General features: G+C 41.5%; 26 protein-coding genes and 1 pseudogene. 14 read left to right on the forward strand and 13 right to left on the reverse strand.

Annotation, left to right across the window (positions count from 1 at the left end):
- The first annotated feature begins 359 nt into the window (after positions 1 to 359).
- Together CDG77_RS25040 and CDG77_RS25045 are read left to right on the forward strand one after the other, a co-directional pair.
- Positions 360 to 791, forward strand: coding sequence for a cupin domain-containing protein (locus tag CDG77_RS25040; protein WP_094332047.1), 432 nt, complete (start codon positions 360 to 362; stop codon positions 789 to 791).
- A gap of 85 nt (positions 792 to 876) precedes the next feature.
- Positions 877 to 1,626 (forward strand): glucose 1-dehydrogenase, encoded by a 750-nt coding sequence (locus CDG77_RS25045; protein ID WP_094332048.1) that lies wholly within the window; start codon positions 877 to 879, stop codon positions 1,624 to 1,626.
- Positions 1,627 to 1,660: 34 nt separating this feature from the next.
- Here the strand turns inward: CDG77_RS25045 and CDG77_RS25050 are convergent.
- Positions 1,661 to 2,723, reverse strand: a pseudogene (locus CDG77_RS25050) (RNA-guided endonuclease InsQ/TnpB family protein); the annotation flags it as partial.
- Between the two features lie 383 nt (positions 2,724 to 3,106).
- On the opposite strand from CDG77_RS25050, the gene CDG77_RS25055 reads away from it, so the two are divergent.
- From CDG77_RS25055 to CDG77_RS25065, 3 genes are all read left to right on the forward strand, one after another.
- Positions 3,107 to 3,316, forward strand: a complete 210-nt coding sequence (locus CDG77_RS25055; RefSeq protein WP_041565457.1) for a hypothetical protein — start codon at positions 3,107 to 3,109, stop codon at positions 3,314 to 3,316.
- Between the two features lie 265 nt (positions 3,317 to 3,581).
- Positions 3,582 to 4,469, forward strand: coding sequence for a TIGR02587 family membrane protein (locus CDG77_RS25060; RefSeq protein ID WP_094332049.1), 888 nt, complete (start codon positions 3,582 to 3,584; stop codon positions 4,467 to 4,469).
- On the forward strand, positions 4,466 to 4,864 hold the full coding sequence (locus CDG77_RS25065; RefSeq protein ID WP_094332050.1) for a TIGR02588 family protein: 399 nt from the start codon (positions 4,466 to 4,468) through the stop codon (positions 4,862 to 4,864). The genes CDG77_RS25060 and CDG77_RS25065 overlap by 4 nt, the downstream gene beginning before the upstream one ends.
- A 332-nt stretch (positions 4,865 to 5,196) precedes the next feature.
- Here CDG77_RS25065 and CDG77_RS25070 read toward each other — a convergent pair whose 3' ends face one another.
- The 4 genes from CDG77_RS25070 to CDG77_RS25085 all read right to left on the reverse strand — a co-directional run bounded on the left by CDG77_RS25070 (position 5,197) and on the right by CDG77_RS25085 (position 9,085).
- Positions 5,197 to 5,964: a ChaB family protein gene (locus CDG77_RS25070; RefSeq protein WP_094332051.1), complete on the reverse strand. Its 768-nt coding sequence runs from the start codon at positions 5,962 to 5,964 to the stop codon at positions 5,197 to 5,199.
- 250 nt (positions 5,965 to 6,214) lie between these two features.
- Positions 6,215 to 6,754: a Dps family protein gene (locus CDG77_RS25075; RefSeq protein ID WP_094332052.1), complete on the reverse strand. Its 540-nt coding sequence runs from the start codon at positions 6,752 to 6,754 to the stop codon at positions 6,215 to 6,217.
- A gap of 357 nt (positions 6,755 to 7,111) precedes the next feature.
- A complete protein-coding gene (locus CDG77_RS25080) occupies positions 7,112 to 7,468 on the reverse strand; it encodes a hypothetical protein (RefSeq protein WP_094332053.1) in 357 nt (118 codons plus the stop codon).
- Positions 7,469 to 7,984: 516 nt separating this feature from the next.
- Positions 7,985 to 9,085: a glutamate--cysteine ligase gene (locus CDG77_RS25085; protein WP_181154137.1), complete on the reverse strand. Its 1,101-nt coding sequence runs from the start codon at positions 9,083 to 9,085 to the stop codon at positions 7,985 to 7,987.
- Positions 9,086 to 9,569: 484 nt separating this feature from the next.
- On the opposite strand from CDG77_RS25085, the gene CDG77_RS25090 reads away from it, so the two are divergent.
- Together CDG77_RS25090 and obgE are read left to right on the forward strand one after the other, a co-directional pair.
- Positions 9,570 to 10,247, forward strand: coding sequence for a Mo-dependent nitrogenase C-terminal domain-containing protein (locus CDG77_RS25090; RefSeq protein ID WP_094332055.1), 678 nt, complete (start codon positions 9,570 to 9,572; stop codon positions 10,245 to 10,247).
- Between the two features lie 138 nt (positions 10,248 to 10,385).
- Complete coding sequence (obgE, locus tag CDG77_RS25095) at positions 10,386 to 11,414, forward strand: GTPase ObgE (protein ID WP_094332056.1); 1,029 nt, start codon at positions 10,386 to 10,388, stop codon at positions 11,412 to 11,414.
- A gap of 264 nt (positions 11,415 to 11,678) precedes the next feature.
- Here the strand turns inward: obgE and CDG77_RS25100 are convergent, their stop codons facing one another.
- Positions 11,679 to 14,717 carry a PAS domain-containing sensor histidine kinase gene (locus CDG77_RS25100; protein WP_094332057.1) on the reverse strand — a complete coding sequence of 1,013 codons (3,039 nt, stop codon included), beginning with the start codon at positions 14,715 to 14,717 and terminating at the stop codon, positions 11,679 to 11,681.
- 416 nt (positions 14,718 to 15,133) lie between these two features.
- Between CDG77_RS25100 and CDG77_RS25105 the strand changes: the two genes are divergently transcribed.
- The 3 genes from CDG77_RS25105 to CDG77_RS25115 are packed head-to-tail and all read left to right on the forward strand — an operon-like array spanning position 15,134 to position 16,815.
- Positions 15,134 to 15,739, forward strand: a complete 606-nt coding sequence (locus CDG77_RS25105) for a vWA domain-containing protein (RefSeq protein ID WP_094332058.1) — start codon at positions 15,134 to 15,136, stop codon at positions 15,737 to 15,739.
- Between the two features lie 47 nt (positions 15,740 to 15,786).
- Positions 15,787 to 16,392 (forward strand): vWA domain-containing protein, encoded by a 606-nt coding sequence (locus CDG77_RS25110; protein WP_094332059.1) that lies wholly within the window; start codon positions 15,787 to 15,789, stop codon positions 16,390 to 16,392.
- A 27-nt stretch (positions 16,393 to 16,419) separates the two neighbouring features.
- Entirely contained in the window at positions 16,420 to 16,815 is a 396-nt protein-coding gene (locus CDG77_RS25115) for a salt stress protein, Slr1339 family (protein WP_094332060.1), read from the forward strand.
- Positions 16,816 to 16,884: 69 nt separating this feature from the next.
- Here CDG77_RS25115 and CDG77_RS25120 read toward each other — a convergent pair whose 3' ends face one another.
- Both CDG77_RS25120 and CDG77_RS25125 read right to left on the reverse strand, forming a co-directional pair.
- The gene (locus CDG77_RS25120; RefSeq protein WP_094332061.1) at positions 16,885 to 17,235 is read right to left on the reverse strand and encodes a winged helix-turn-helix transcriptional regulator; all 351 of its coding nucleotides are present in this window, start codon (positions 17,233 to 17,235) and stop codon (positions 16,885 to 16,887) included.
- Positions 17,236 to 17,336: 101 nt separating this feature from the next.
- Positions 17,337 to 18,083 (reverse strand): rubrerythrin family protein, encoded by a 747-nt coding sequence (locus tag CDG77_RS25125; RefSeq protein WP_094332062.1) that lies wholly within the window; start codon positions 18,081 to 18,083, stop codon positions 17,337 to 17,339.
- Between the two features lie 187 nt (positions 18,084 to 18,270).
- On the opposite strand from CDG77_RS25125, the gene CDG77_RS25130 reads away from it, so the two are divergent.
- Complete coding sequence (locus CDG77_RS25130; RefSeq protein WP_094332063.1) at positions 18,271 to 18,837, forward strand: thermonuclease family protein; 567 nt, start codon at positions 18,271 to 18,273, stop codon at positions 18,835 to 18,837.
- Between the two features lie 99 nt (positions 18,838 to 18,936).
- Here the strand turns inward: CDG77_RS25130 and CDG77_RS25135 are convergent, their stop codons facing one another.
- Positions 18,937 to 19,824, reverse strand: coding sequence for a carbohydrate ABC transporter permease (locus CDG77_RS25135; protein WP_094332064.1), 888 nt, complete (start codon positions 19,822 to 19,824; stop codon positions 18,937 to 18,939).
- A 26-nt stretch (positions 19,825 to 19,850) separates the two neighbouring features.
- Here CDG77_RS25135 and purN point away from each other — a divergent pair, with 26 nt between their 5' ends.
- Positions 19,851 to 20,519: a phosphoribosylglycinamide formyltransferase gene (purN, locus tag CDG77_RS25140; protein WP_094332065.1), complete on the forward strand. Its 669-nt coding sequence runs from the start codon at positions 19,851 to 19,853 to the stop codon at positions 20,517 to 20,519.
- Positions 20,520 to 20,659: 140 nt separating this feature from the next.
- On the opposite strand, the gene CDG77_RS25145 is transcribed toward purN, so the two are convergent.
- From CDG77_RS25145 to CDG77_RS25160, 4 genes are all read right to left on the reverse strand, one after another.
- Entirely contained in the window at positions 20,660 to 21,259 is a 600-nt protein-coding gene (locus tag CDG77_RS25145; protein ID WP_094332066.1) for a CPBP family intramembrane glutamic endopeptidase, read from the reverse strand.
- 52 nt (positions 21,260 to 21,311) lie between these two features.
- Positions 21,312 to 22,379, reverse strand: a complete 1,068-nt coding sequence (locus CDG77_RS25150; RefSeq protein ID WP_094332067.1) for a DUF3326 domain-containing protein — start codon at positions 22,377 to 22,379, stop codon at positions 21,312 to 21,314.
- Between the two features lie 74 nt (positions 22,380 to 22,453).
- A complete protein-coding gene (locus CDG77_RS25155; protein WP_094332068.1) occupies positions 22,454 to 22,633 on the reverse strand; it encodes a hypothetical protein in 180 nt (59 codons plus the stop codon).
- A gap of 148 nt (positions 22,634 to 22,781) precedes the next feature.
- Positions 22,782 to 23,102, reverse strand: coding sequence for a 2Fe-2S iron-sulfur cluster-binding protein (locus CDG77_RS25160; protein WP_094332069.1), 321 nt, complete (start codon positions 23,100 to 23,102; stop codon positions 22,782 to 22,784).
- A 288-nt stretch (positions 23,103 to 23,390) separates the two neighbouring features.
- Between CDG77_RS25160 and CDG77_RS35740 the strand changes: the two genes are divergently transcribed.
- Together CDG77_RS35740 and CDG77_RS25165 are read left to right on the forward strand one after the other, a co-directional pair.
- Positions 23,391 to 23,639 (forward strand): hypothetical protein, encoded by a 249-nt coding sequence (locus CDG77_RS35740; RefSeq protein ID WP_104900354.1) that lies wholly within the window; start codon positions 23,391 to 23,393, stop codon positions 23,637 to 23,639.
- Between the two features lie 241 nt (positions 23,640 to 23,880).
- Positions 23,881 to 25,050, forward strand: coding sequence for a sugar phosphate nucleotidyltransferase (locus CDG77_RS25165; protein ID WP_094332070.1), 1,170 nt, complete (start codon positions 23,881 to 23,883; stop codon positions 25,048 to 25,050).
- Positions 25,051 to 25,075 lie beyond the last annotated feature (25 nt).

A 25,075-nucleotide genomic window follows, 5' to 3' on the forward strand; every position in this document is an offset into this window, starting at 1 on the left:
ACCCAGACAATGCCGATCGGCTCTGGAATGAATCGTTGCGCCTGCTCGCTTGACCTGGCAGTAACAGTGAGCTTCACGCTATTGATGAACGAATTGCCGGTCGTAAGCCTGCCAGCCTTTCGTCCATCATGCCAACAATCACCACGGGAAATACAAACGCACCCACTATGATGATTGCTGAGAAGGCAGCAGATTTAATTAAAGCGGAGCGTACTTCGCAAAGTGTTCTTAACAAGCTTAATGTTCAAAATCTGACACACTCATCTATTTAGGAGTTCGGAAATCTCCCTTTTCAAGAGTTTATCTGACACTTCGCTTTAGCACTCGAAGCTTGAGCATTCATTAGAAGGATCTATTTTATGATACAATCTTTCTGGCTTTTTGGTTCTCGCCTCACCATCGTCGCCGACCATACTACGACCGATGGTAAATATGATCTGATTGAAGGTTATTTCCCTCCTGGCACACAGACTCCACCCCATCGCCACACACGTTATTCCGAACAACTTTATGTACTCGAAGGAGAGTTCACTGTCTGGGTTGGTAAGAATAAGGTTGTGCTAGGCCCAGGTGAAAGTGCCTTCATTCCGATGGGTACACCCCATGTCGTTGCTGCACTCAGCGATCGACCAGCTCGCGGGTTAGTTGTTGCTTCGCCCAGTGCCTTTGCTCACCTAGTTGAAGCAACAGGGACGCTAAACGAGAATGAGGAAACTGACTTGGCATTATTCATGCGCGTCTCTAGCGAAATTGGCGACGAAACTCTGGGTGCGCCCGGAGATATCCCTTAGAGATTAAGCTGACTATTCTTCCTCCTGACTCCACTTTCCATTAGTAACTGACCGCTTTAAAGCCAACAATCAAAGGATTAGCATAATGGGAAAACTAGAAGGAAAAATCGCCCTTGTCACGGGTGGTAACAGTGGTATCGGTCTTGCTACAGCCAAACAGTTTGTTGCTGAAGGTGCCTATGTCTACATCACAGGTCGTCGCCAAGTCGAACTGGATGCTGCTGTAGAAGCCATTGGTAAAAATGTTACGGCTGTGCAGAGTGATGTTTCTAATCTGGCAGACCTCGATCGTCTGTTTGCCACCATTAAGCAAGAACTTGGACACCTCGATATCATCTTCGCTAATGCTGGCAGTGGACAAATTGCCCCACTTGGAGCAATCACTGAGGAACACTTTGACAAAACATTCAACGTAAATGTCAAAGGTTTGCTGTTCACTGTCCAAAAGGCACTGCCACTGTTGCCAGAGGGCGCTTCTATTATCCTGAATGCTTCGATTACTTCTATAAAAGGTACGCCAGCATTCAGTGTTTACAGCGCCACCAAAGCCGCCGTGAGATCCTTTGCTCGGAATTGGATACTCGACCTCAGAGAACGCAAGATCCGAGTGAATGCCATTAGCCCTGGTGTGGTTCCGACTCCTGGTTACGATCATTTGGGACTCAATGACCAGCAGTTGCAAGAATTCGTGGACAGCCAAGCCAGCACCATCCCACTGGGACGAGTCGGCACACCCGATGAGATTGCCAAAGCCGTTGTCTTTCTCGCTTCAGATGACAGCAGCTTTGTGAACGGCATTGAGTTGTTTGTTGATGGCGGTATGGCACAGATTTGAAGTCCAAAAGGAGTTAAAGATGAAGCTGATCTCTGTCCCTATCTTGGATATGCCCACAATGAGGACAAACATGAGTTCGAGTACTAAGAGTTTTCTTAACCACTTGCCCACAGTTAGAGCAGTTTTGGCTGGTGTAGTGAGGTGGTACTGCAACAGTTACCACACCAAAGACCTTGCCAAAATACTCAACCCATTGCCGGAACAAAGACCACGACACGTCACTGATTGATTTAGCCAATCGATGATTCTTGACCATATTACGCACCTGCAAATCTTCATACGCCACGAGATCGTTAGACTTCACTACGCACCTTGCTGTCTTAACAACAAAGTCTTTACGCTGGCGACTTACTTTGAGGTGCTTAGAGCTAAGTTTATTTCTAAACTTGACTCTATTCTGAGAACCCTTTTTTGTTCTAGACATCCGACGTTGCAAGCGTCTCAAAGACTTTTCGCTCTTGCGAAGATGCCTTGGATTTGCAACTATTTCCCCATTGCTATCGGTATAGAAATGGTTCAGACCTACATCAATACCAATGGTAAAACCCGTTGGTTCACGCCTTTCTACTCGTTCTTGGTCGATGCAAAATTGGCAATAATACCCATCAGCACGACGCACAACTCGCACTCTTTTAAACTGCTTGAGTTGGTAGAAATGGAGGTCACAGGTTCCCCAAAGCTTAAAGGTTCCTGCTTTAAATCCATCAGAAAACGTGATGCTTCTGCGGTCTTCAGAAAGTTTCCATCCACAGGTTTTGTACTCTACAGAACCATGCATTTGCTCTTTCTTAAACTTTGGGAATCCCTTTTTTCCTGGCTTACCCTTCTTGCAGTTATCAAAAAACCGAGCAATGGCAGACCAATGCCCTTTCAGCACTGGCTTGACGAGCCATTGAGTTCAGATTAGATACCCAAGGAAACTCAATATTATTCGCAAGTACAGCGCAATAGGCACTCAACTCGTATCTACCAATGCCTTTGTTATCCATCCAATATCTGACACAAGCATTGCGAACAAAACGCGCAGTTCTAATTGCTTCATCAAGCAATCGATACTGCGAGTCTTGTCCATCAAGTTTTGCCTCAAATACCAGCATATTTACGTTAATAACGTAAATACATAACATGGATTTGCGAAAAACTCAACTATTCCCATCCCTTACTGACTTTCAGTCAGTCATGGTCAGGGAATGTTTCATTTTTCCCCCTCGATTCATCTCGCCGCCAAATCAAAGATTATGGCGGGAGCATTCTCTCCGATCTAGGTAAATTGCTCCTCCTGCCTCCTCCAATAAAATCCAGGATTGAAAAGAGTTTTGAGCATAAATCAACTTGACATTATCAAGATTAAATTGATAAGATTTAAAGCCCGTGATTTTTGTGTTATACTGAAATAAATATTTAAATTGTTGAGCAAGTGAAATATAGAAATATATTTTTCACTTTAGCTAAACAAAATCTTGGGCGAGGTTGATATTAAGTGAAAATTCAAGCATTAGATGTCAAGGCTGGCGATCGCATTATTGCTTACTGCAACAACAAAATGCAAACCTGCAAGGTAAAACGCATCTTAGATCCCGGTCAAGCTAATATCACACTATCAGTATTCACCTCTGAGAATTATCGTGGCTGCTCAGTCTCATCTATAGTCCGCTTCCAGTCAAACGCCTTGGTGGATTTGGTAAGTTAAAAATCAAGAAAACATTCAATTTCAAAAACGTCTCTAGCAATTGTCCAGCCTCAAGCTGGATTTAATTTTTATTAAAAGTGCGATACCTGGGTTGGGCTACGCCTACGTAGATACCACTCTGTGAAAATTTCCTTTATCTAAATCCCTGACTTCTCAAAGAAGTTGGGGATTTAACTTTTCACCAAAAATTTAGGACTGCTATATACATTTTCATAGAGAATTATTATAAGTAAAAGCAAATTTTCAATAAAAGGAAAGTAAAGGAGTGACAACAAAACGTCAAAAAAATATATGGAAGAGTGAGATTAATGACATTACTCGGGGTGCTTGTGGAGGTTTTTTATTTGGTATACCTTTACTGTACACAATGGAGGTTTGGTGGATTGGATCGCGGGCCAAACCACAACTGATGATGATAGCGATCGCATTGATGTTTATTGTAGTTTACTTGCTCAATCAAACAGAAGGCTTTCGGAAACGCAGATATAGCTGGCTAGCCGATCAAGCTGCAATGGATACCGTAAAAGCGATCGCGATCGGACTAGCTTGCTCTACATTTGTCCTGCTACTATTGCGAGAATTGACACCAGAAACTTCTCTAAAAGAATCTTTAGGGAAAATCATCTTTGAAAGTGTGCCTTTTGCTCTCGGTGTAGCATTAGCCAACCAGTTGTTGGGAGATAGTAGAAACAGTGATGGAGAAGGACAAGAAACCGAGCGAATAAACAGCACAACCAACCACAAAGGGGATGAGTTAAATGCTACCTTCGCCGATTTGAGTGCAACTCTCATTGGTGCAACTGTAATTGCATTTAACATTGCTCCAACAGACGAAATTACCATGCTTGCAGCCGCAGCCTCGCCACCTTGGGAGTTAGCAATGATTGCCACATCTTTACTGATTTCTTATGGCATTGTATTTCAGGCAGGCTTTTCTGACCAGCAAAAACGAAGACAGCAAAAGGGAATTTTCCAACGACCATCAAGTGAAACCATCATGTCCTACCTAGTATCACTGCTAGCAGGCACTTTTATGCTATGGTTCTTTCAAAAATTAGCTTTTAGCGACCCTTGGACAATGTGGTTAGACCACACATTGATGTTGGGCTTACCTGCAACTATTGGCGGTGCAGCCGGAAGGTTAGCAATATGACTCAGACAGAACAAAAGCCAAAGCGCTCAATAGCTGAGTGGGTGACATTCGGCATTTCCTCACTAATCCTAGCAATTATTGTCAGTCTAGTTGGCTACACTTGGCTGAACGAAAAGAATCAACCTCCTATCCTTTCTGTCACTAAAAAAGAAATAATTCGAGAAATTAACGGTCAATTTTATGTTTCTTTTGAAGTTGTGAATAGTGGAGGAGATACAGCTGAGTCAGTTCAGATTATGGCTGAGTTAGTTATTAATGGCAAAGTTACAGAAACAGGAGAGCAACAGATCGACTTTTTATCTAGTGGGGAAAGTGAAGAAGGCGCATTTATATTTAGCAAAAACCCGCGTCAAGGTGAGTTAAATATGCGTGTTGGTAGCTATAAATTGCCATAGGCAGAACTATCTTTATTTGTGCCTTATCCGTCTTGGCGGCAAACCGCTCCGACTCTACGTTAGAAAAAATTGTACTTTGATAGATAACAGAGTTTTAATCTTAGCAAAAATAATATCCCCGACTTCTTTGATAAGTCGGGGAGCTGCGGCTTGCAATTCTTATAAATCAAATAGAATTGCTATAGAACTAATATTTTATTTTTGAAAAAACTCAGTAAAAGTCAAAAAGCCTTTTTTTACGTTGCCTATTGCCTGCTTATTGGGCTTCGCGCCCCACACAAATTGATTTTATGAATCAAATCAGATTCCGATATAATTCAACGCGCAGCAGTTTAAGCTTTAACTTTAGCTTTTGACCAAACGCCATTTTCATCTTCATCATATTGCTGATGAACAGACTCCCAGGCGGCTTGTTCAGCTGTAAACTCGTCATTTTTCTCATTGAAGACAGTATTATAGCTCTCAATGAATGTGCGTTGAGCTGCATCAGAAAGATGAGCGCGAACTTCAGGAGACAAGTCTTCTGGGCTATTGCACTGTCCAGGACAAGGGCGAGCAAAGATTTTTTCAATCGTGTGAATTTCTTCGCCACCAGCACTTTCGAGTAGCAATTGAAATTCGCCAGCGCGATCGCTCGGAACTTCTGCCATCACTAAGAATTCACCAGCTTGTAAGCGGGTTTGGTAGATAGCCGCTTTATCTTCTGACATCCCCAAAGTAGTTAGAACCGATACTAGACCAGCACCTGCACTACCTGCGATCGCTCCACTTGCAGCCCCCAGCAGCACTGCACCAATTGGCCCTGCTGCCACAATTGGGCCGACAAAGGGAATAAACAGTACGCCTACACCCGTGAGTAAGCTAAGAAAGGAACCAAACAAAGAACCAAAAACTGCCCCTGTTCTCAAACCTCCCAGAATCACATCCTTTTTACTAATAAAGCCAGCGATTCTAGTTTCTGACTGAAAGTTTCTACCCATGACCGAAATATGATCTCTAGGTACACTCCTGTCTAGTAAACGTCGAATCACATCATCAATTTGCTTCTGTTCTTTGAATACAGCAGAAATGGTACGTTCTGCTTTATATACTTCTGTCACTTAAATACTCCTTGGATTATTTTTAGGACTTACGCAAAAGGGATTTCCCAACCCCATTAAAAGGTTGGCTCTTTTAAGATCCCCCCTTTTAATGGAGATGTGCGAAGAGTAAGCTATGGGAACCAGATTTCACCTTTTCAACGGATAAGGTGAAGAGGTAGATTAATCCTTTCACACCAATTAGAAGGGGGAATCTATCCTCCTTCTAATTGGTTTCACACACAGCCATCTTCAACTCAGCCGTTATCAGCTACACGCCTACCGGAGTCTTAGCCCCAGATGCTGGCTGCTTACCATCTGGATCTAATGCTTCCCCTTCAATAAATGAACGCAGCATCCAAGCTATTTCCTCATGCTGTTCCAGCAGTCCAGTCAAAAAGTCAGCAGTACCTTGATCGTGGAATTTATCGCTAGACTGATCCACATGATCTCTTAAGTTACGGATAACCTGCTCGTGATCGTGCACTAGATTAGCTACCATCTGCGTTGATGTGGGAACATTACCAGCATGTTCCTTGAGGGTAGCAAGCTTGAGAAATCCTTCCAATGTACCAACTGGATAACCGCCCAAAGCACGAACCCGCTCTGCTAAGGCATCAATATTTAGAGTCAGCTTTTGGTAGTGTTCTTCCCAAAGCTGGTGCAAAGAGCGGAACTGAGGGCCGACGACATCCCAGTGGTACTTTTTGGTTTTCACCAACAGTAAATAGGCATCTGCCAAATCTTGATTTAACAGATTGATTACACCTTGACGCTGTTCTTCTGTCAACCCAATGTTTATCGCACGCATTTTTTTTCCATCCCTAAGCAAACTTATTCATTAATATCTCAAATTTCATATAGATTCCACATCAACCAAAGGAAGCATTATGAGTTAAAATTAATCACCCAATTTACAACTATCCCTATGCCTTAATAGGTAGTATCAAGGCAATAATCTAGTCATTAGAGAATTTTATTATTTTTTTAGTTCCAAAGATAAAATTTTAAATACAATAGCTATCGTTAATTCATAATTAAAACTATCGAAACATAGTTTTCCCCATTTGATACTTAATTAAATTTGCCAGGTTGAAATTAGTAATGGGTGATTGCGTAAAAGCAATCACCCATTACTACCGAAAAATTACCAGAACTATTAATTTAGTTACTTACCTGTAACTTTCTCCAACACTTTCTTTATATTTTCTTCAGCAGTGGTTGCACTCTGTGAATTGTCAGGACGCTTCTGCTTATCAATATCAGCATCTCCCTGAACTTCATTGAGTCCTTTGTTGGACTCTTTTTGAACCTTTTTCAATCCTGCTGGTGGTTCTTTAGCAGCTTTATCAGTTTTGCTTTGAATGTCAAGCAGTTGTGTAGTACCTTCGGTAGGATCGCTTTGATAGCTATCGATCGCAAAAGCAGGAAAAGCACTAGATAACAGTAGTAAAGCGCAAGTAAAAGCCACAACTAGAAAACGCACTGGGCTTAAGATAGATAAAACAGAAGCAATAATCTTCATTTGAAATCCTCGATAACAGCTTTAACAACGCAGAACTTCACTGAGAGAGCGTAAGCTTATATCTTTATTTGGCAAGCAATAATAAAAATAGCAAGCTACACTTCAATCTGGAATTTCTTTTAAAATGAAGTTGATGAAGAAAATGTCTTTGTATTTCTGCATCGAATTAATAAGGGATAATAAGCAAATACCACCTTAATTCTCTAGCACAATTATTACATTTTCTCTTGACATTCTTCTCTCAACGTTCGCTGTTTCTACTTGTACTTTGAAAATGCTCAAGCCTGCATCAATCTCTGGAATGAACTTTCCTCTATCTGTGGTTACAATAAAATCAGTCTCTAGATATATCGACTTAATATAGTAGTGGGAGCTTAACGACTTTAGTATTTATGTTTATTTAACTCCACTTTATCTAATCAAAGGACTTTCCGTAACATGCACCTTATCAGATATTTGTAAAGTATAAAGTTATATAAAGTCCCCCTTTTTTAAGGGGAAAAATAAATCTTTTCTTTAAAATTGATAAGTCTGCCTTATTACCTCATCTATTGAACTTACACAATGGAACATTTCTATTAATTCATGGGATCTTGTTTTTCGCTTCGCTAACAGCACTTTTAACGGCGTTAAATACTGAATATCTGGGTCATCTCCCAAGGAAGTTTCGGCTGTTTGCAAGATTTTTGTCGCATTCTCAAAAATATCCTTGTTGTCAAAACCTTCTTTTGCAGAAATTTGATGTAGTGCTGCATCAGGTACAGTTGCTCTACCTACCAAGGTTTCATCTAACACCAAACCTTTCAATAACGTCAGCAAAGCCGCGTAGATTAAAAAATCATCACAACTATCACACGCCTTAAATTCAATGCGTCCCACTTCAGCTGGAATGCGGGCGATTTTTGTTAAGGAAGGGATGCTATTAATTAGTTGCTCCTCTTTCTGAACGAAAACTAGAACTGCTGGTCTTTTTCCGGTTCTGATAAAAGTTCGTACAGATAACCCATCCCATAAACTTCCTTTATAAAAAGGGGAACTATAACTAAAAGGGACGATATAAGGACTGTAATAAGTTAACTTTTTGCCAATATCAATTACATCTTCAGTAGACAAACCTGCTACTGAAATATTTAAATCTGGCCCATAAGACACCATGTGAATATTAGCAGTTTGTTCGTCAGGATAAGCCTCTAGCTGTTTAATTTCGTAATCATTTAGTGGAGGTTGAGGTTCAAAAGCCGGATTGTAGGGATTAAAACTGACTAAAACTGGTGATAAACCAAAGTTAGCAGCAACCTCACGTAGTAGATGAAAACTTTCTGATAACTCTGTAATAGCGCCTTGAATATCAGAATGTATAGTTGTTCTAATTTCAATACCTTTAACATGACAGTCTATAACCTCGTCAGAATCTGCAAATCTTTCAAATCCCTCAATGTACCATCTCTTCATCTTAATACCCGCATCGCCTACGCGCAGTTGAGGATAGTCACTAGGATATGTGGGTAGCTTTTCAATAATTTGATTAAAATCAGCAAATTTTGTGTGGGAAAAATCAGCAAACTTTCCTTGTTTGTTTAGGAAAGCGACTTCATGCTCAATGCCAAATAAAAACATTATCTATACCTTTATTGCTAAGAGTTAATCTAATCTAACTAATAGATACTTCCCGAAACTAAATATGCATTAGCCAGAATTATCGTAGAGACGTAGCAGTGCTACATCTCTACATTCTTTTTCGGAGATATATAATGCCAAACAATAGAAATCCTAAAAATAAAAAAGTAACATCAGTAAATAATTAATTAGAGAAAAACGTCAGCGATATTTAGATTGCAAGCTCGCATACTTCCAAGGTTGAATCACAAAGTTGAATCGCCCTGTAGTGCAAATTTAGGTACTGAATCTTATGAATATTTGAGAGCCTCCAATCAATTTTACTTTAAATATAAAAATTCTCAATAATAGTATAAATGGATTTTACCCTAAGACCGACTTTGCGATTTGAAATCTGATTTATTTTTTCTGCTGCCCCACTATCTTCATAGTCACTGGGTAGGGTAGCTTAGTAATGACTGAGGAAAGCTTGAGACGTGAGTTTATGACAAGTACCGTTCAATCCCCCTACAGCAGCGAACAGATTGCCGCTTGGTTGCGTGGACTGCTCACCATTGCTTGGGCAGATGGTAATTTTGATGACCAAGAACAGGAATTAATTGCCAACATCACCAAAGATGAATTAGCTCCTAAGATAAAATGGGACTCATTAGAGGTAATTACGCCAGAAGAATTAGCCGCAGTGTTGGGTAAAGGTACACCATCGGCAGAAAATTTCTTAAGGACTGCGATCATGGTAGCGATCGCAGATGGTACTTATTCCCCCAGCGAAGATGAGGTTCTACATCAGTTCTGCCAAGCCTTAGAACAGCCAGAGAATTTACTAGAAGCCCTTCGCCACACTCTAGAGAACCCACAGCAAGTTACCCCCATTATCCCCAGCCCTGGACTTACAAAGCGTCAAATTAATGCCCTATATCCCCTGCGAGACTGGCTTGATAGGCTAGATATCCAAGACCCAAGAGTAGCCCGCTTTTTATGTAAAATGATTCCTTCCCAGTGTCCCTTTGAGCGAGATGTCACCTTATTTGGACGCAAGATTGTCCACATCCCGCCGATGTGTAAAATTAACCCCTTGTATGAGCAACTGGTGGGGTTACGTTTTCGCGCCCTCTCTTATCTAGCAGATAAATGCGGTGAAGATATTTCACCATATATTTGAGTGCTGATTGCTGAGTGGGGAGTGTGAGTTACAAGTAAAGAGTGAGGAATGAGGTTTTAAAACTTATAATTTATAACTCGCGACTCTTAACTCAGCACGGGCTAAATGCCCCACTACCGCTAACAGGACTCTAGAAATATGCAATTTATCGACCAAGCAAAAATTGAAGTTGAAGCTGGTAAGGGTGGCGATGGTATTGTTGCCTTCCGGCGAGAGAAATACGTACCGACTGGTGGTCCCTCTGGTGGTAATGGAGGACGAGGTGGTTCGGTCTTTTTCGTCGCCGATGAAAACCTGCAAACCTTGCTTGACTTCAGATACAACCATCGATTTCAGGCAGAAAAAGGGACTCGTGGTGGGCCAAATAACTGCACTGGGGCAGGAGGAAAGGATTTAATCATCGAAGTTCCTTGTGGTACAACCATTTATGATGCTGAAACTGGCGAATTGCTGGGGGATTTAATCGAGCCTAAGCAGTCTTTGCGGATTGCCCAAGGTGGTAAAGGTGGACTAGGAAATCAGCATTTCTTGAGTAACCGTAACCGCGCCCCAGAATACGCCCTCCCAGGATTACCAGGGGAAATAAAGCAGTTGCGGCTAGAGTTAAAACTTTTAGCAGAAGTCGGGATTATTGGTTTACCAAATGCTGGTAAATCCACTTTAATTTCATCTTTATCAGCTGCACGTCCAAAAATTGCAGACTATCCTTTCACTACCCTGATCCCAAATTTGGGTGTAGTGCGGAAACCCACTGGCGATGGTACTGTTTTCGCCGACATTCCCGGACTAATTGAGGGAGCGGCTCACGGGGCTGGGTTGGGACACGATTTCTTGCGTCATATCGAGCGCACGCGAGTGCTACTTCACTTGATTGATGCCACTAGTGATGATGTGGTTAGAGACTATAACACAATTAAGGAAGAATTACAAGCTTATGGACGGGGTTTAGCAGAACGCCCGCAAATTTTGGCGCTGAACAAAATTGATGCAGTCGATCGAGAAAATGTCGATTTAGAGGCGTTAGCTACCCAACTTAATCATCTCTCTTACGCCCCGGTTTTTGTGATTTCAGCAGTTACCCGCACGGGGTTAGAGCCGATGCTACAAGAAATTTGGGGAATTCTCGATCAAATGAAAGTTGTCCAAGAAGTAGAGGTATTGAGATAATTACTAATCGTAATTACTACTTTCTGAATAAAAGTAGATGATGGCAGTGGAAATACTTTGTTTTTACTTATCGTTAGGACTTACCCTTTAACAGGAAAGATCGAATATAAATGATTTGAAAAACCACATCTGTTGTCGGGGTGATTCATGAATTGCCCCTACAGTCCAGGTCTATTTATCATCAGATAATGATTAATAAAAACCTAAAGCAACGTTTTAAGTTAATACACAGCATAATTTTTAATGGTATGAAAGCTCTTAAAATTACGAATTATGTTGAGTATCTTGAATTAGGGGAATATTAATCACAAACTCAGCGCCTTGTTCTAGCTGCGAAATACATTCTAAGGAACCACCATGTCTTTCTGTAACGATCTGGTAGCTAATGGCAAGTCCCATCCCCGTACCTTTGCCGATGGGCTTGGTGGTAAAGAAGGGGTCAAATAGTTGTTTTTTAAAATCTTCTGATATTCCCAATCCATTATCGGCAATCCTAATTATTACCTGATTTGAATCTTGTAGTTGAGTGCAAATGCGAATTGTCGGAATTGGGTATTGGTTATTCCCCTTGTTTGCCTCATCTACACTACCCAATCTCTCTTCTAAAGCATCGATCGCATTTGACAAAATATTCATGAATACTTGGTTTAGCTGCCCCGCATAACATTCTACCAAGGGCAGTTTGTCGTATTCTTTGATTATTTCAATTGTCGGGCGTTGCTTATTACCCTTGATGCGGCTTTGCAAAATCATCAGAGTACTGTCGATTCCCTCATGGATATCAACAGCTTTCATTTCGGCTTCATCCAAGCGCGAAAAAGTTCGTAAGGAAAGCACAATCTCTCGAATGCGGTCTGCCCCAACTTTCATTGAGTTTAGTATTTTTGGTAAATCTGACTTCAAAAAGTCCAGTTCAATTTGTTCTGCAAAATCCTGAATTTCTGGGATGGGTTCAGGATAATGACTTGTATAGAGTTGCAAAAGTGAAAGTAAATCTTGAGTGTATTCCTTGGCAGGTTTGAGATTGCCATAGATAAAATTGACCGGATTGTTGATTTCGTGTGCTACTCCTGCGACTAGTTGACCCAAGCTGGACATCTTTTCACTTTGAATTAAGTGAGTTTGGGTGTTTTGAAGTTCGCGGAAGGCTTCTTTGAGTTCTTCAGCTTGTTGCCTTAGTTGCGCTTCCGACTTTAGCAGGGCTTCTTTAGCTTGTTTGCGTTCTGTAATATCCCTAGCAACAGCTACCCGACAGAAAGGCTCTCCTGTTTCAGGATGTTTAACTATAAACAGGCTGCAATCAGTAGGAATTTCTATACCTGTTTGAAAATGTCTATGGCGAAACTCGCCTTGCCAGAAACCATGTTGAAACATCAAAGGAACAATTTTTTGCTGAAACTCTGCAAAAGCTTCTGGTGAATGAAAATCAGCCACGGCCTTGGTTTTGGCTGCTTCCTGGCTACTAAGCCCTAGCATCTTGAGTCCGGCAGGGTTCACATAGACAACTTGCCCTTCCATTGAAGAAATGCCAATAAAGTCACTGCTGTTTTCAACCAACGCTACAAATTTTTGCTGTTCTTCTTCAGCGCATTTGCGTTCTGTGATGTCTAACACCATTGAAGCAATGCCAACCACCTCACCATCAGGGGCTACCAACGGGTTATTATACCACTCACAGACCATTGTCCTGCCATCTTTAGTGATGTTCTCGTTGACACTAAAACTGCCTCCACGTTGGTTTAAGAGGGCTGTGATAATCTCATTTACGTGCTTTCTGGCGTTTTCAGGTACTATTATCTCAAAAGGATTCCCCAGTATTTCCTCTGTGGTGTATCCAAACATTCCTTCTGCTGCCCGATTCCATGTTTGAACCTCAAAGTTGGTATTCCATTCAATAATGGCTAAAGGTGTTTGTTCAATCAGCAATGCCAGTCTTTGCTGTGAAGCTCTAAGTTCTGCCTCTGCTTGCTTGTATTCGGTAATGTCGCGATAATACCAAATCCTACCGTAATAGTCTCCTAAAGATGATATCTCACCACAAGACCCTTGGTGTTTACGCACGGGTGCAGAATAGCGCTCAAAAATCTTTCCAGACTTCAGGAAAATTTCATCACGGCTACTTTCTTCTGGATGCTGGTAAAGATACTCCACCTTAGCGAGAAATTTGTCTGGATTTACTACTTTGTCTACTACCCATCTCACGAGTTGGCGAGCATCCGATGTTTGGATCAGTGCCGTAGGAATTAGCCATAGCTGGGAGAATTTCTGATTGAATGAGACGATTGTACGATTTTCATCAACAATTAAAATTCCATCGATGGAAGCTTCTTGTTGAGCTTGCAGTACAGCATTAATGCGGTGTAGGTCTGATTCTGCTTTCTGGCGATCGCGCAGTATGGCTTGTTGTTCGCTGATGTCGCAAAGTAACCAACGCCAGCCGACCTGCTGACCTTGTGAATCATACATAGCAACCATCTTGATACTAGCAGGAAAGGTTGTACCTCCTCGTGACTGTAGATCGACTTCCCAATCTTGTATCTGCTGCAAATTTGCCAGTTTGTTCGTGAAGGTTTGGCGATCTGCTTCAGCGATAAAGATAATGAATGATTTGCCTACTAGATAGTTTTGTCTCACAGATAGTAAGGCTGCGGTTACATAGTTAGCCTCTTTGATGATGCCGTCAACATCAGTCACTAAATAAGCATCTGGGGCGAGATCGAACAAATCTTGGTAACGCCGCCGCTCTAATTCTGCCGTTTCACAAGCGATCGCTTGTTCTTGGTTTTGTTGGCGCAGTTCTTCTACCGTTTCCTGAAGTGCTTCACAGGTTTGCATGAGTTCAGTAAAATCGCTAACTCTGTCAGTTACACCCAGAAATTTCCCAGCTTCATCCTGTAAAATAATCTCTCGAATACTACCCACCAGAAATTTGTTACCAGTCTCATCCTCAAAGCAAGACTTTTTTGTAGAGATGAGATGAGTTATACCCTGAGCATCGGTAAAAAGATTCTGGTTCTCATTAGTAATATTTGTGGTGAAAACTAGTTCATCTTTTTGTCGAAATACATCAGCTTCTGCTTGCGGAAAAAAATCATAGTCTGATTTGCCAATTAATTCTTCTCGGCTATAACCGACGAAATCACAGTAAGTGTCGTTAATTAATACCCAGCGATGTTGGCGATCTTTAACAAAAATTGGGTCAGATATGGCATTGAGCGTCTGATGCAGAAATGCCAGCGAAAAGGTTTGCTGCTGTGGGTTTTGTTTTGGCGCAGGGTTATCTAAGAATCTATGATGGTTCATACCGGAATTTATCTTTAAAATTAAGCAATAAAAAAACCTCTCCTTGGTCTTACTACCCAAAACTGTCCCTCTCTGAGTCAGAGAGGGACAGTTTTGAACGAAATTTCAAGGTAGGGAGAGGTTTCTTGAACTCACATTTATTTAGTTTCATCTGTGTCAGGATGATTAGTATTTATTATTCCCAGACTAAATAATGGATGTAACAACCAAGTCAATCTTTAATTTTAAGTGTTTTCAGGGAATTGGGGACTAGGAAAATTTTGTTTTCTGTTGGAACACTGATGCTAGGCAACTGCACTCATCATCTGTGGCATGGTTTTTTAGTAGCATAATTGATACAAAAGCTTAAAAGCCTTGCTTACTGGTAAAAAAACGGAGTTAAACTAGAATTACACGGTAACAATCAGAAGAAAATTATGATGAGCGATCGCGACTATACATTAATTATTGACAAAAGCGGTAGTATGTCCACTCCAGACCAAGTGGGTGGTAGAACTAGATGGGAGATCGCCCAAGAGTCTACTCTTGCTTTGGCAAGAAAGGCTGAACAGTTTGACCCCGATGGCATCACCGTTTACTTGTTTTCCGGTAGATTTAAACGCTACGATGATGTCACTTCAGCTAAAGTCGCACAGGTATTTCTCGAAAATGACCCTGCTGGGACGACAAACTTAGCAGGTGTGCTTCAGGATGCACTCAATAATTACTTTCAACGCAAAGCTGCCGGTAAAAGTAAGCCAAACGGAGAGACAATTTTAGTTATCACTGATGGTGAACCAGACGATCGCAAAGCTGTATTTGAAGTCATCATTCATGCTACTCGCCAGATGGAGCGTGATGAAGAATTAGGAATTTCGATTATTCAAGTAGGTTCAGATGCTCAAGCAACTAAGTTCCTCAAAGCTTTGGATGACCAGTTGGAAAGTGTCGGCGCTAAATTTGATATTTGTGACACGGTTACTTTAGACGATTTAGAAGACATGAGCCTGGTAGATGTATTGACAAACGCAATAACTGACTAATGCATTAAAGTCCAATAACTCTTAACTTTTAACTGGAGAATTGAATAATGTTAGAAAATCGTGACTATACGTTAATTATCGACAAAAGCGGCAGCATGGCCACCCAAGATCAAAAGGGTGGTAGAAGTAGATGGTTAGCGGCGCAGGAATCTACTTTAGCTTTAGCTAGCAAGTGCGAGCAATTTGACCCAGATGGGATTACAATCTATGTATTTTCTGGTAAATTTAAGCGATATGAAAATGTGACATCCAGCATAGTATCGCAAATTTTTCGAGAAAATGACCCTTCCGGTACAACCGACTTAGCCGGTGTGTTAAAACACGCAACTGATGATTACTTACAACGCAAAGCGTCTGGTAAAACAAAGCCAAATGGTGAAACAATTTTAGTAGTTACTGACGGCGAACCGGACGATCGCAAAGCAGTTATGAAGGTAATTATTGAAGCTTCTCGCCGCATCGATCGAGATGAAGAATTAGCCATTTCCTTCATTCAAGTCGGCGTAGATCCCCAAGCTACCCGTTTTCTCAAAGTCTTAGACGATGAACTTCAAAGTGCTGGCGCTAAATTTGATATCTGTGACACCATTACTATGGAAGATATGGAAGATATGAGTTTATCGGAAGTTCTACTTAATGCCATTAATGACTAGCTATACTATTTATTAGGAATTGCAAAAATGGATTCCATTGATAAGCTATTAGCCGAACTCGAAACTGAATACAAAGGAGTACAACCACAACAGCAGCAGTCAAAATCAGCCGCAGCCAAATCGTTTATTCCATCATTGCCCAAGTCGGCATCTTTTATGGATAACCTTTTAGCAGAAGTTAAGGCTGATTTTGCCCAAGAGGATGCTGCTATTGAGTTAAAAAGACAGCAAGAACTAGAACAGGAAGGAATTAGACAAGAAAAACTCAAAGCTAAACAATTAGAGGCTTTGAAAGTACAGGCAAAAAAATGGTTAGCCAAAGTAGATCCGCTTTCGTCCGAAGGACTTTGGTTTGAAAGGTTTGCTGAAAGTTATTCCTCAAAATTAGAGGCAGCGATTGAATATTTACGAAACAATGAATAAATAATTCAAAATGCTACAGATAAATCTGCTAGTTCAATTTGAAAATTAACAATTATTCTTTATTAGCTATCATGAATATTGATGACGATTTGTGATATTTGAATGTTGAATAGCCCATTCATGCATCGCATAGAGGATTGGTTGCAAAGTTTCTCCTAAAGGAGTCAGTGAATATTCTACCTTGGGCGGAATTTGGGGATAAACTTCTCGATGAATAATGCCGTCTTCCTCCATTTCTCTAAGTTGTTGGGTTAGCACCTTTTGTGTAACTCCAGGTAAAGCCCGTTGCAACTCACCAAAGCGTTTAACGCTAATCATTAATTCTCTAATAATTAAAACTTTCCAACGTCCTCCTATAATTTTTAGGGTAGTTTCTACTTCACAAGTCAACCTGCTATTGTTTTCTGCTTCAGCTTTCATCGTTTTTTTATAGAAAGTACAAAGGCAGATATCCTGCCTTTCCAGCTAGCTGTTTAATGTTCTCAATTTTTTGAACATTAGATACTCAAGAATATCGATAACTACGTAGCTATCAACTCAGAATCGATTTCCGACGGCGCACCGTCTTGGACTAGCGATCGCGTTTCGCCATTCCGCTGAAGGATACCACCAACCATTGCTAGCAAGGCGTTTACCTTCTGGGTTCGCCACATATCTACAAGTTTTTGCACTTTGGCAGCAGACATCCGTCGCATCATCGCTTCGTAGAGATAAGCTGCATGTCCAGTTTCATCTTGGGCAATATTTAGCATTCCTAACTTTAAATTACGAGCGGTTGGATCTTTATCAGGTAATACTTTCGCCATTCGTGCAAAGTCTTTACTAGCATCTAACTCCAGAATGTATGTACTAGCCATAAACACATCCCAGTCAATGACAGCCGGTTTAAGTTGTTCTTGGGTATAGCCTTCAAAGAATGCTGCAAAAAAAGGGCTACGCGGCTGTTGTGATTTATTTGTAGATGTAGTTTGGGGTTGACGCTTAAAATCTATAACTTGTTTATTCATTTGTTGTAAGGCGTGGGCAAAAATTTGACCATGCCTAGTTTCATCTGATGCATGTTTTGCTAGTTTTGCGGCTAGCCATGTATCGCCTTCAGCTGCGGCGCGATCGCTAAGTGCAGATAAAAATGGCACGGAACCCGATTCGGCGAAATAAAACCCCGCAAGGATGTTGGGACGGGTTTTAGAATCACGAATTTGAGCAGCAGAGTAATAGGCAAAGGCTCCTGAACCAGCTAGATGCAAAATGTGAGTTAATAAGTTCATCAGAAATTGCCACTGATAATTGGAAGGTTACAATTCTTATACTAATCCGCATTTTCTATTCGGTTGTCGCCAGAGGGTCTTATAATTTGGAATTTTGAGATTGTCCGTGGCAGTATGTCAGCAGTTAACAAATATATCTGGTCATTTTGCTAATATCATCCCACAGAGGTAATGCAGGTAAGTTGGGATGGATAAATTAATTAAACCAGTGCGATTTTGGCTTTGTGCAACTATCATGATTTTGGGTTTGATTGGCTGCGATCGCTTTACTGGTAATTCTGGAGAACCAGTTGAACGTGTGAGTGATGGCGATACTTTAGTAGTTAAAGATAACAGTGGCAAAAATTTTACCGTGCGCTTTGCTTGTGTAGATGCGCCAGAAATTGCTCATACCAACAAAGAAAAGCAGAGTAAACGCACCAGCGATCGCAATCAATTTACTTGGGGTGTGAAAGCCCAACAACGGGTGCAACAACTAGTCCAACAAGGAGGCGATCGCGTCACTTTGAATATCACAGATAGCGATCGCTATGGACGCAAAGTTGCCGAAGTCCGTTTACAAAATGGCACTTTTGTGCAACAGGTATTGTTACAAGAAGGATTGGCAAAAGTGTATCGTCCTTATTTAAATAAGTGTCCTAGCAAAGACTTAGTGCAACAAGCCGAAGCTGAAGCTAAACAACAACGACTTGGTATTTGGAGTGACACTAAATTTGTTAATCCTTGGGAATATCGCACCCTATCTAAGAAATAAAAACTCTAGTTGTTTCTAACTAATTAAATGCACAACATTCTTTGGCATTGTATATTTGCACGATAATTTAGCAATTTCCCAAATTTCCCCCTGCCTCCCCTACTCCTCTCCCCAAGTTTGCAGTTGCAAATAAACTAGTACCATCGTCACTGCTAGTAATATCGTCGCGCCGGCGGCAGCATAACCGAAATCAAATTGAGCAAAAGCTTCTTGATAAATGTAATAAACCAGCAAATTAGTCGAATTCAGCGGGCCTCCACCAGTCATCACATAAACTTGCTCAAAACTCCGCAATGTAAAAATCGCGGTAGTGATGATTGCAAATATTGCAGTAGGGCGCAATCCAGGCAGAGTAATATACCAAAATTGTTGCCAAGCATTTGCTCCATCTAAATCTGCCGCTTCATAACGACTGGGAGGAATTGCTTGCAACCCTGCTAAAAAAACTACCATATTGAAACCTAATTGTTTCCAAATACTCATTAAAATAATTACCGGCATTGCCCAAAATGTATCTCCTAGCCAGGGGATAGCTGGAATACCAAAAAAATCTAAAAGTCCGTTAACTGGCCCTGATGTTTGAAACAGCCAGCGAAATCCCAAACCGGCTGCCACCAGTGAGATAATTGAAGGCAAAAAATAGGCACTCCGCAAGATACCTCGCAAGGGAATAGAGCGGTTTAATAGCACTGCCAAGCCCAAGGAAATAACTATACTGGGAATGATGGTAGCAACTGTAAAATAAAAGGTGTTACCCAGAACTTGCCAGAAGTCGGAGTCGAGTAGCAAGCGCCAATAGTTTTTTAAGCCTATCCAATAAATACCTTTTATAGTGAAGCTACCAGCAGTGAAGCTGAGGTAAAACAAATAGGCGATCGGCCAAATGATAAAAACGCCTAGTAAAATTAGTGCTGGTGTGAGAAAAATCCAGGCTGCTGCTGTATCATTATCCAACCACGACTTAGTATCTATTTTTGGTTTTGGCATCTATAATTATTCCCTCTTAGCTGTTTATGACCTTCCGCCCTGATTCTACCCCTAGCTTGGTTTCTCCCAGCATTAGCGATTGCCAGCAAGTCGCACCTTTAAAACTGGGAATTATGGCTTCTGGGAATGGCAGCAATTTTGATGTAGTTGCTCAAGCTATCCAAGATGGACAGCTAAATGCCCAAATTCAAGTTTTAATTTACAATAACCCCTCGGCGAAAGCAGCCATCAGAGCAGCCAATAGAGGTGTAGAAGCTGTTTTGTTGAATCATCGCAACTATAAAATTCGAGAAGAGTTGGATGAGAAAATTGTGCAGACATTGCGGCACTACGATGTGGAATGGGTGATTTTGGCGGGTTGGATGCGATTGTTAACCTCAGTTTTTATTGATGCCTTTCCTGAGAGGATTATTAATATCCATCCTAGTTTGTTACCTAGTTTCAAGGGAATCCATGCTGTAGAACAAGCTTTGGCATCTGGGGTAAAAATTACTGGTTGTACGGCACATATAGCTTGTTTAGAAATGGATAGCGGCCCAATTTTAATGCAAGCCGCAGTCCCAGTATTGCCAGATGATACAGCAGAAACACTCCATGCCAGGATTCAAATTCAGGAACATCGAATTTTACCATTAGCGATCGCTCTGGCAGCTTCTTCATCCAAAAATCCACTAACCTTAACGTCACTTACTTAAGCTGAATTTAGATCCCCGACTTTTTCAATAGTCGGGGATCTGGGCAGCAACTTTTACTTAAGATTTACCTAATTCCGAGAGAAGGCTCCTGCCATAATCATAGGCGATGCCTGGGTTGGGCTACGCCTACGCACTGATTTCTACATATTTTTTAATTGCCGCAATTGCCACATTTTCCAGAAATAGCTAGAAGTCCAATTAGTAATCATGTGAGCGACAATCGGCACTAATAAGTTTCCCGTGAGCAAGGCGCTATATGCCAATATCATCCCAACAATCGTTGCCCAAATCACATAAGGCCATTGTTGAGAACCGCTAAAATGCAAGATGCCAAAGCAAAGACTAGATACAATGACAGCGACATTATCCAAGCCTAAAGCTGACAGCATTACACCCCGAAATAATAATTCTTCACTCAAACCCGGTAGCAACCCCAGCCAAATTAAGTCTGGTAAGGCTAAGGGCTTTAGTACCACTTCTAAATAATAATCTGCACTTTTACGGTAGGGAGTCCAAACGCGATAGGCTATGCCACTTAACGCGGTGATGACAAACCCCAATCCTACACCCAACAGCAAATCCTTCTGGTTCCACTTCCAGGAAAATAGGGAAAAGTTACCAAAGTGCAATGACAATTTGGCGACTATCAACAAAATGATTGCAGTCGCTCCCATTGCCCCAAGTACTTGGATGCGTGTCAGATATGGAATTTCTGGCTCTTGCTTTTGTTGTTCAACCACAGGTTTTTAAGGGGAAAGGGGCGGGGGGCGAGATAGAAATAACTCCTAACTCCTAACTTTTAATTACTGGCTGCAAAGGTAATAATTTGGGACGGAGAGCGGCAGGGTTGATGCCTGCTTTGTGTGCTACTAATACGCCTACTGCTTCCAAATATGAGTTTACCTGTATAGCTCTGATGCTCAACGCTTGGGGAGGAACTTCGATCAGAGTTTTATTTTCTTCTACTGTAATTATTTGGCATCGTCTTTGGCTTAAACTCAGTAAGGCACTGCTACCACAAGCATTTGCAGGTGCGATCGCAGCATCCACTTCATCTGCCCAAATATCTCCTTTATCTGATGCAATCGCTCTTTTCTCTATTATAAATTGTGGGGCACGACTTAATCCTACAAGGACGCACGGCAAAAAGGTATAACCTAATTCTTCGGCGGCGGAACGGGGGGATAAATCAGGTTGTGGAGGTTCGCTCAAAAGGGCGGGAGAATGGGCGCAAGGAATTTGAAAGGTTCGCACTAGCAAATGGCTAATTACGGCTTCTGCACCTGCTAAGGAATCAACGCCTTCACCGTGGCGGTATTTTTGTACTGCTTCTGAGTCCATATCATCGGGGAAACGGGCAACAACTGCGATCGCTTCTGCCCCCGCTTTTTCAATTAATATCTCAGCTGCCCGTAACAAACTATCTGGGTTGCCAATTGTTCCCCAACTAGCTCCTGATGCTGTAGTCCGTAATTCTACATCTAATGGTGCATCACTAATTACATAATCTGTTAAGGTCAATCCCAGAGTTGCTCTGACTGCATCGGCAGCTTGTATATGTCGTAGCCGTAACTCTGGCTCAATGCCTTGGTCTAAAAGCAAACCCACTTTGTTGTTGCGGACTGGACGCAAACCCCAGCATCCAGAGGCAAATTTGTCAAGTCCGTAACCTTCAACATAGAAGGCGTTAGGGAGATTCCAGTACAAACTTGCGCCGTTAAGGACATTGGGGTGAGTAATTAGGCGATCGCAAACCTGTGCCATAACTTTGGCAACAGGTAAAGCATCACCTGCATAACCCCCAATGGCAGCCCCAACACCGGTTGGCACAATTAAGATAGCTGTGTATGGACGATTCATTTTAAGTGATGAGTTATGAGTGATGAATTATAGAAATCAGAAGCCATCAACTCATAACTTTTAACTCCTAACTCCTAATTCTTGACTGTAGTTACCACAGCTTCAACTGTAGCTTTTTGTTCTTTAACATCTACAGAGGTAACAGCCCAACGGAGGGGTTCACCTTGTTTCTTCAACTCTGTTTCGATTACTTCTAGTAATTCGGCGGGAGTTTCTTGTAAATCAATTTCTGCGGTAATAAAATGAGTTGTCATCTTGGGAAATCCTGTTAATTTGTAGTTTCTACAATAGCTGATGTCAGTTGCAATGAAATACTTATGTTATCCATCAGGTTTAGTAATTTCCAGCGAACAGTTATTCAGTTATGAATAATCATCCGATATACTGATAACTGTTCGCAGATTATTTGTCTTTACCAAATTGTAACTGATAAACGATGTCTTCCTTTTCTGTCTCAACTTTCAAATCAGAAAGGGGTTTGGCAACACAAAGCAACACATAACCTTGCTTTTGTAAATCTGGACTAACGCCCATGCCATCAGCTTGATCCACAGTTCCCTGAGATATTTGACCGGCGCAAGTTGTACAAACACCTGCATTGCAAGAACTTGGCAGTTCCAAACCAGCAGCATCGGCAACTGATAAGATCGTTTCATCTTCGGGAACTTGCAATGTATGAATTTTGCCTTGGTGATTAATTTCTACGGTGTAAGTTTTGGACATATACAAAGGAAGTGTGACGCAACAGACAAATTTATTATCTTATCTGAATTGGTTAAAAATATCTAGATATTTACCATAGATATTAGATTAAATCCTGATATCATAGCAAGTATTTTTAGACTAGTCACATTAATTACTATAATTAATTGAATTATTAGTTAAATTTACTATAAATACAGCAGATTTCAGGTTAGTGAAGTACAGCATCTAGGTCTGGTAGCTAGGCACAGAGCCTATTCTAATTCAGAATTCTGCTGTAAGGGAACTCCAAAAAATAAATTATTCAATTTGTCTACTCAACTAGACTTCTTTCTTCCTTGTCTCCCTTGTCTTCCTTGTCCCCCTTGTCCCTCTGCGACGGAATATTTTTTTACTTGGAAATCCCTAATATGCGCGATCGCATTCCGCACGCCGGAGGCGATCGTAAAAACGGATAAGCCATTGGGAATGGGTACTGTTCTGGAACAATCCGGTGACGGACTTGTTGAAAAGGCTAGCGGTTCACAACTGTGTCGAATTAGCTTTGCTGTTTGGTGAATCTTCTAAAATGACTTGATGCATTAACCCTTCATACAAATGAGGGGTTTTAAAATGTTGAAACTTTCAGTTACCCTGAAAAGATAAGCGATCGCTTGTCATCTAAGTATACTTATGGTTGCAATAACCACTAAATTCCTGTTATCCCTGTTTGGGGGATGACTTACAGCAGAAATAAAAACTGATGATTAAGTATCACTCGATAAAAGTAAACTGGCTTGTGGTTGAGGAATAAATTTTTATGAAAGCGATGATTCTCGCGGCTGGTAAGGGTACTCGCGTGCGTCCGATAACCTACACAATTCCCAAACCAATGATTCCCATCCTGCAAAAGCCAGTGATGGAGTTCTTGCTGGAACTGTTACGCCAACATGGATTTGACCAGATTATGGTCAACGTTAGTCATTTGGCTGAAGAAATAGAAAACTATTTTCGTGACGGTCAACGGTTTGGGGTGCAGATTGCCTATTCCTTTGAAGGGAAAATTGATGACGAAGGTAAACTGGAGGGAGAAGCAATCGGTTCTGCGGGAGGAATGCGGCGTATCCAAGACTTCTCACCGTTTTTTGATGATACCTTTGTGGTGTTGTGCGGTGATGCTTTGATTGATTTGGATTTAACTGCTGCAGTTAAATGGCATAGAGCTAAAGGATCGATCGCTACTATTATTACAAAATCTGTCCCCAAGGAAGAAGTTTCTAGCTACGGTGTGGTAGTCACTGACGAAGAGGGGCGTGTTAAAGCTTTCCAAGAAAAACCTTCAACTGAAGAAGCCCTCAGCACCAACATCAATACAGGTATTTACATCTTTGAACCAGAGGTGTTTAATTATATCCCCTCTGATGTCGAGTACGACATTGGTAGCCAATTGTTTCCCAAACTGGTAGAAATCAAAGCTCCCTTCTACGCCATTCCTATGGACTTTGAATGGGTAGATATTGGTAAAGTCCCAGACTATTGGCGGGCGATTCGCGGTGTACTGCTGGGTGAAATTAAAAATGTGCAAATCCCCGGTCATGAAGTCGCGCCTGGCATCTACACTGGCTTAAATGTCGCTGTAAATTGGGACAAAGTAGATATCACAGGCCCAGTTTACATTGGCGGGATGACAAGAATAGAAGACGGAGCTAAAATTGTCGGCCCAGCGATGATTGGCCCCAATTGTTGGATATGTAGTGGCGCAACAGTAGAAAACAGCGTGATTTTTGAATGGTCGCGCCTGGGGCCAGGAGTCCGCTTAGTTGATAAGCTGGTGTTTGGACGTTATTGTGTGGATAAAACTGGAGCAGCGATTGATGTTCAAGCTGCGGCTTTAGACTGGCTGATTACCGATGCTCGTCAGACACCGCCATCACATACCCCTGTTGAGCGACAAGCAATAGAGGAATTGTTGGGGACAAACGCGAATTAGGGACAAGAGAATGGAGATAGGGGAC

It is taken from the genome of Nostoc sp. 'Peltigera membranacea cyanobiont' 213 (assembly GCF_002245975.1).
Taxonomy (GTDB): Bacteria; Cyanobacteriota; Cyanobacteriia; order Cyanobacteriales; family Nostocaceae; genus Nostoc.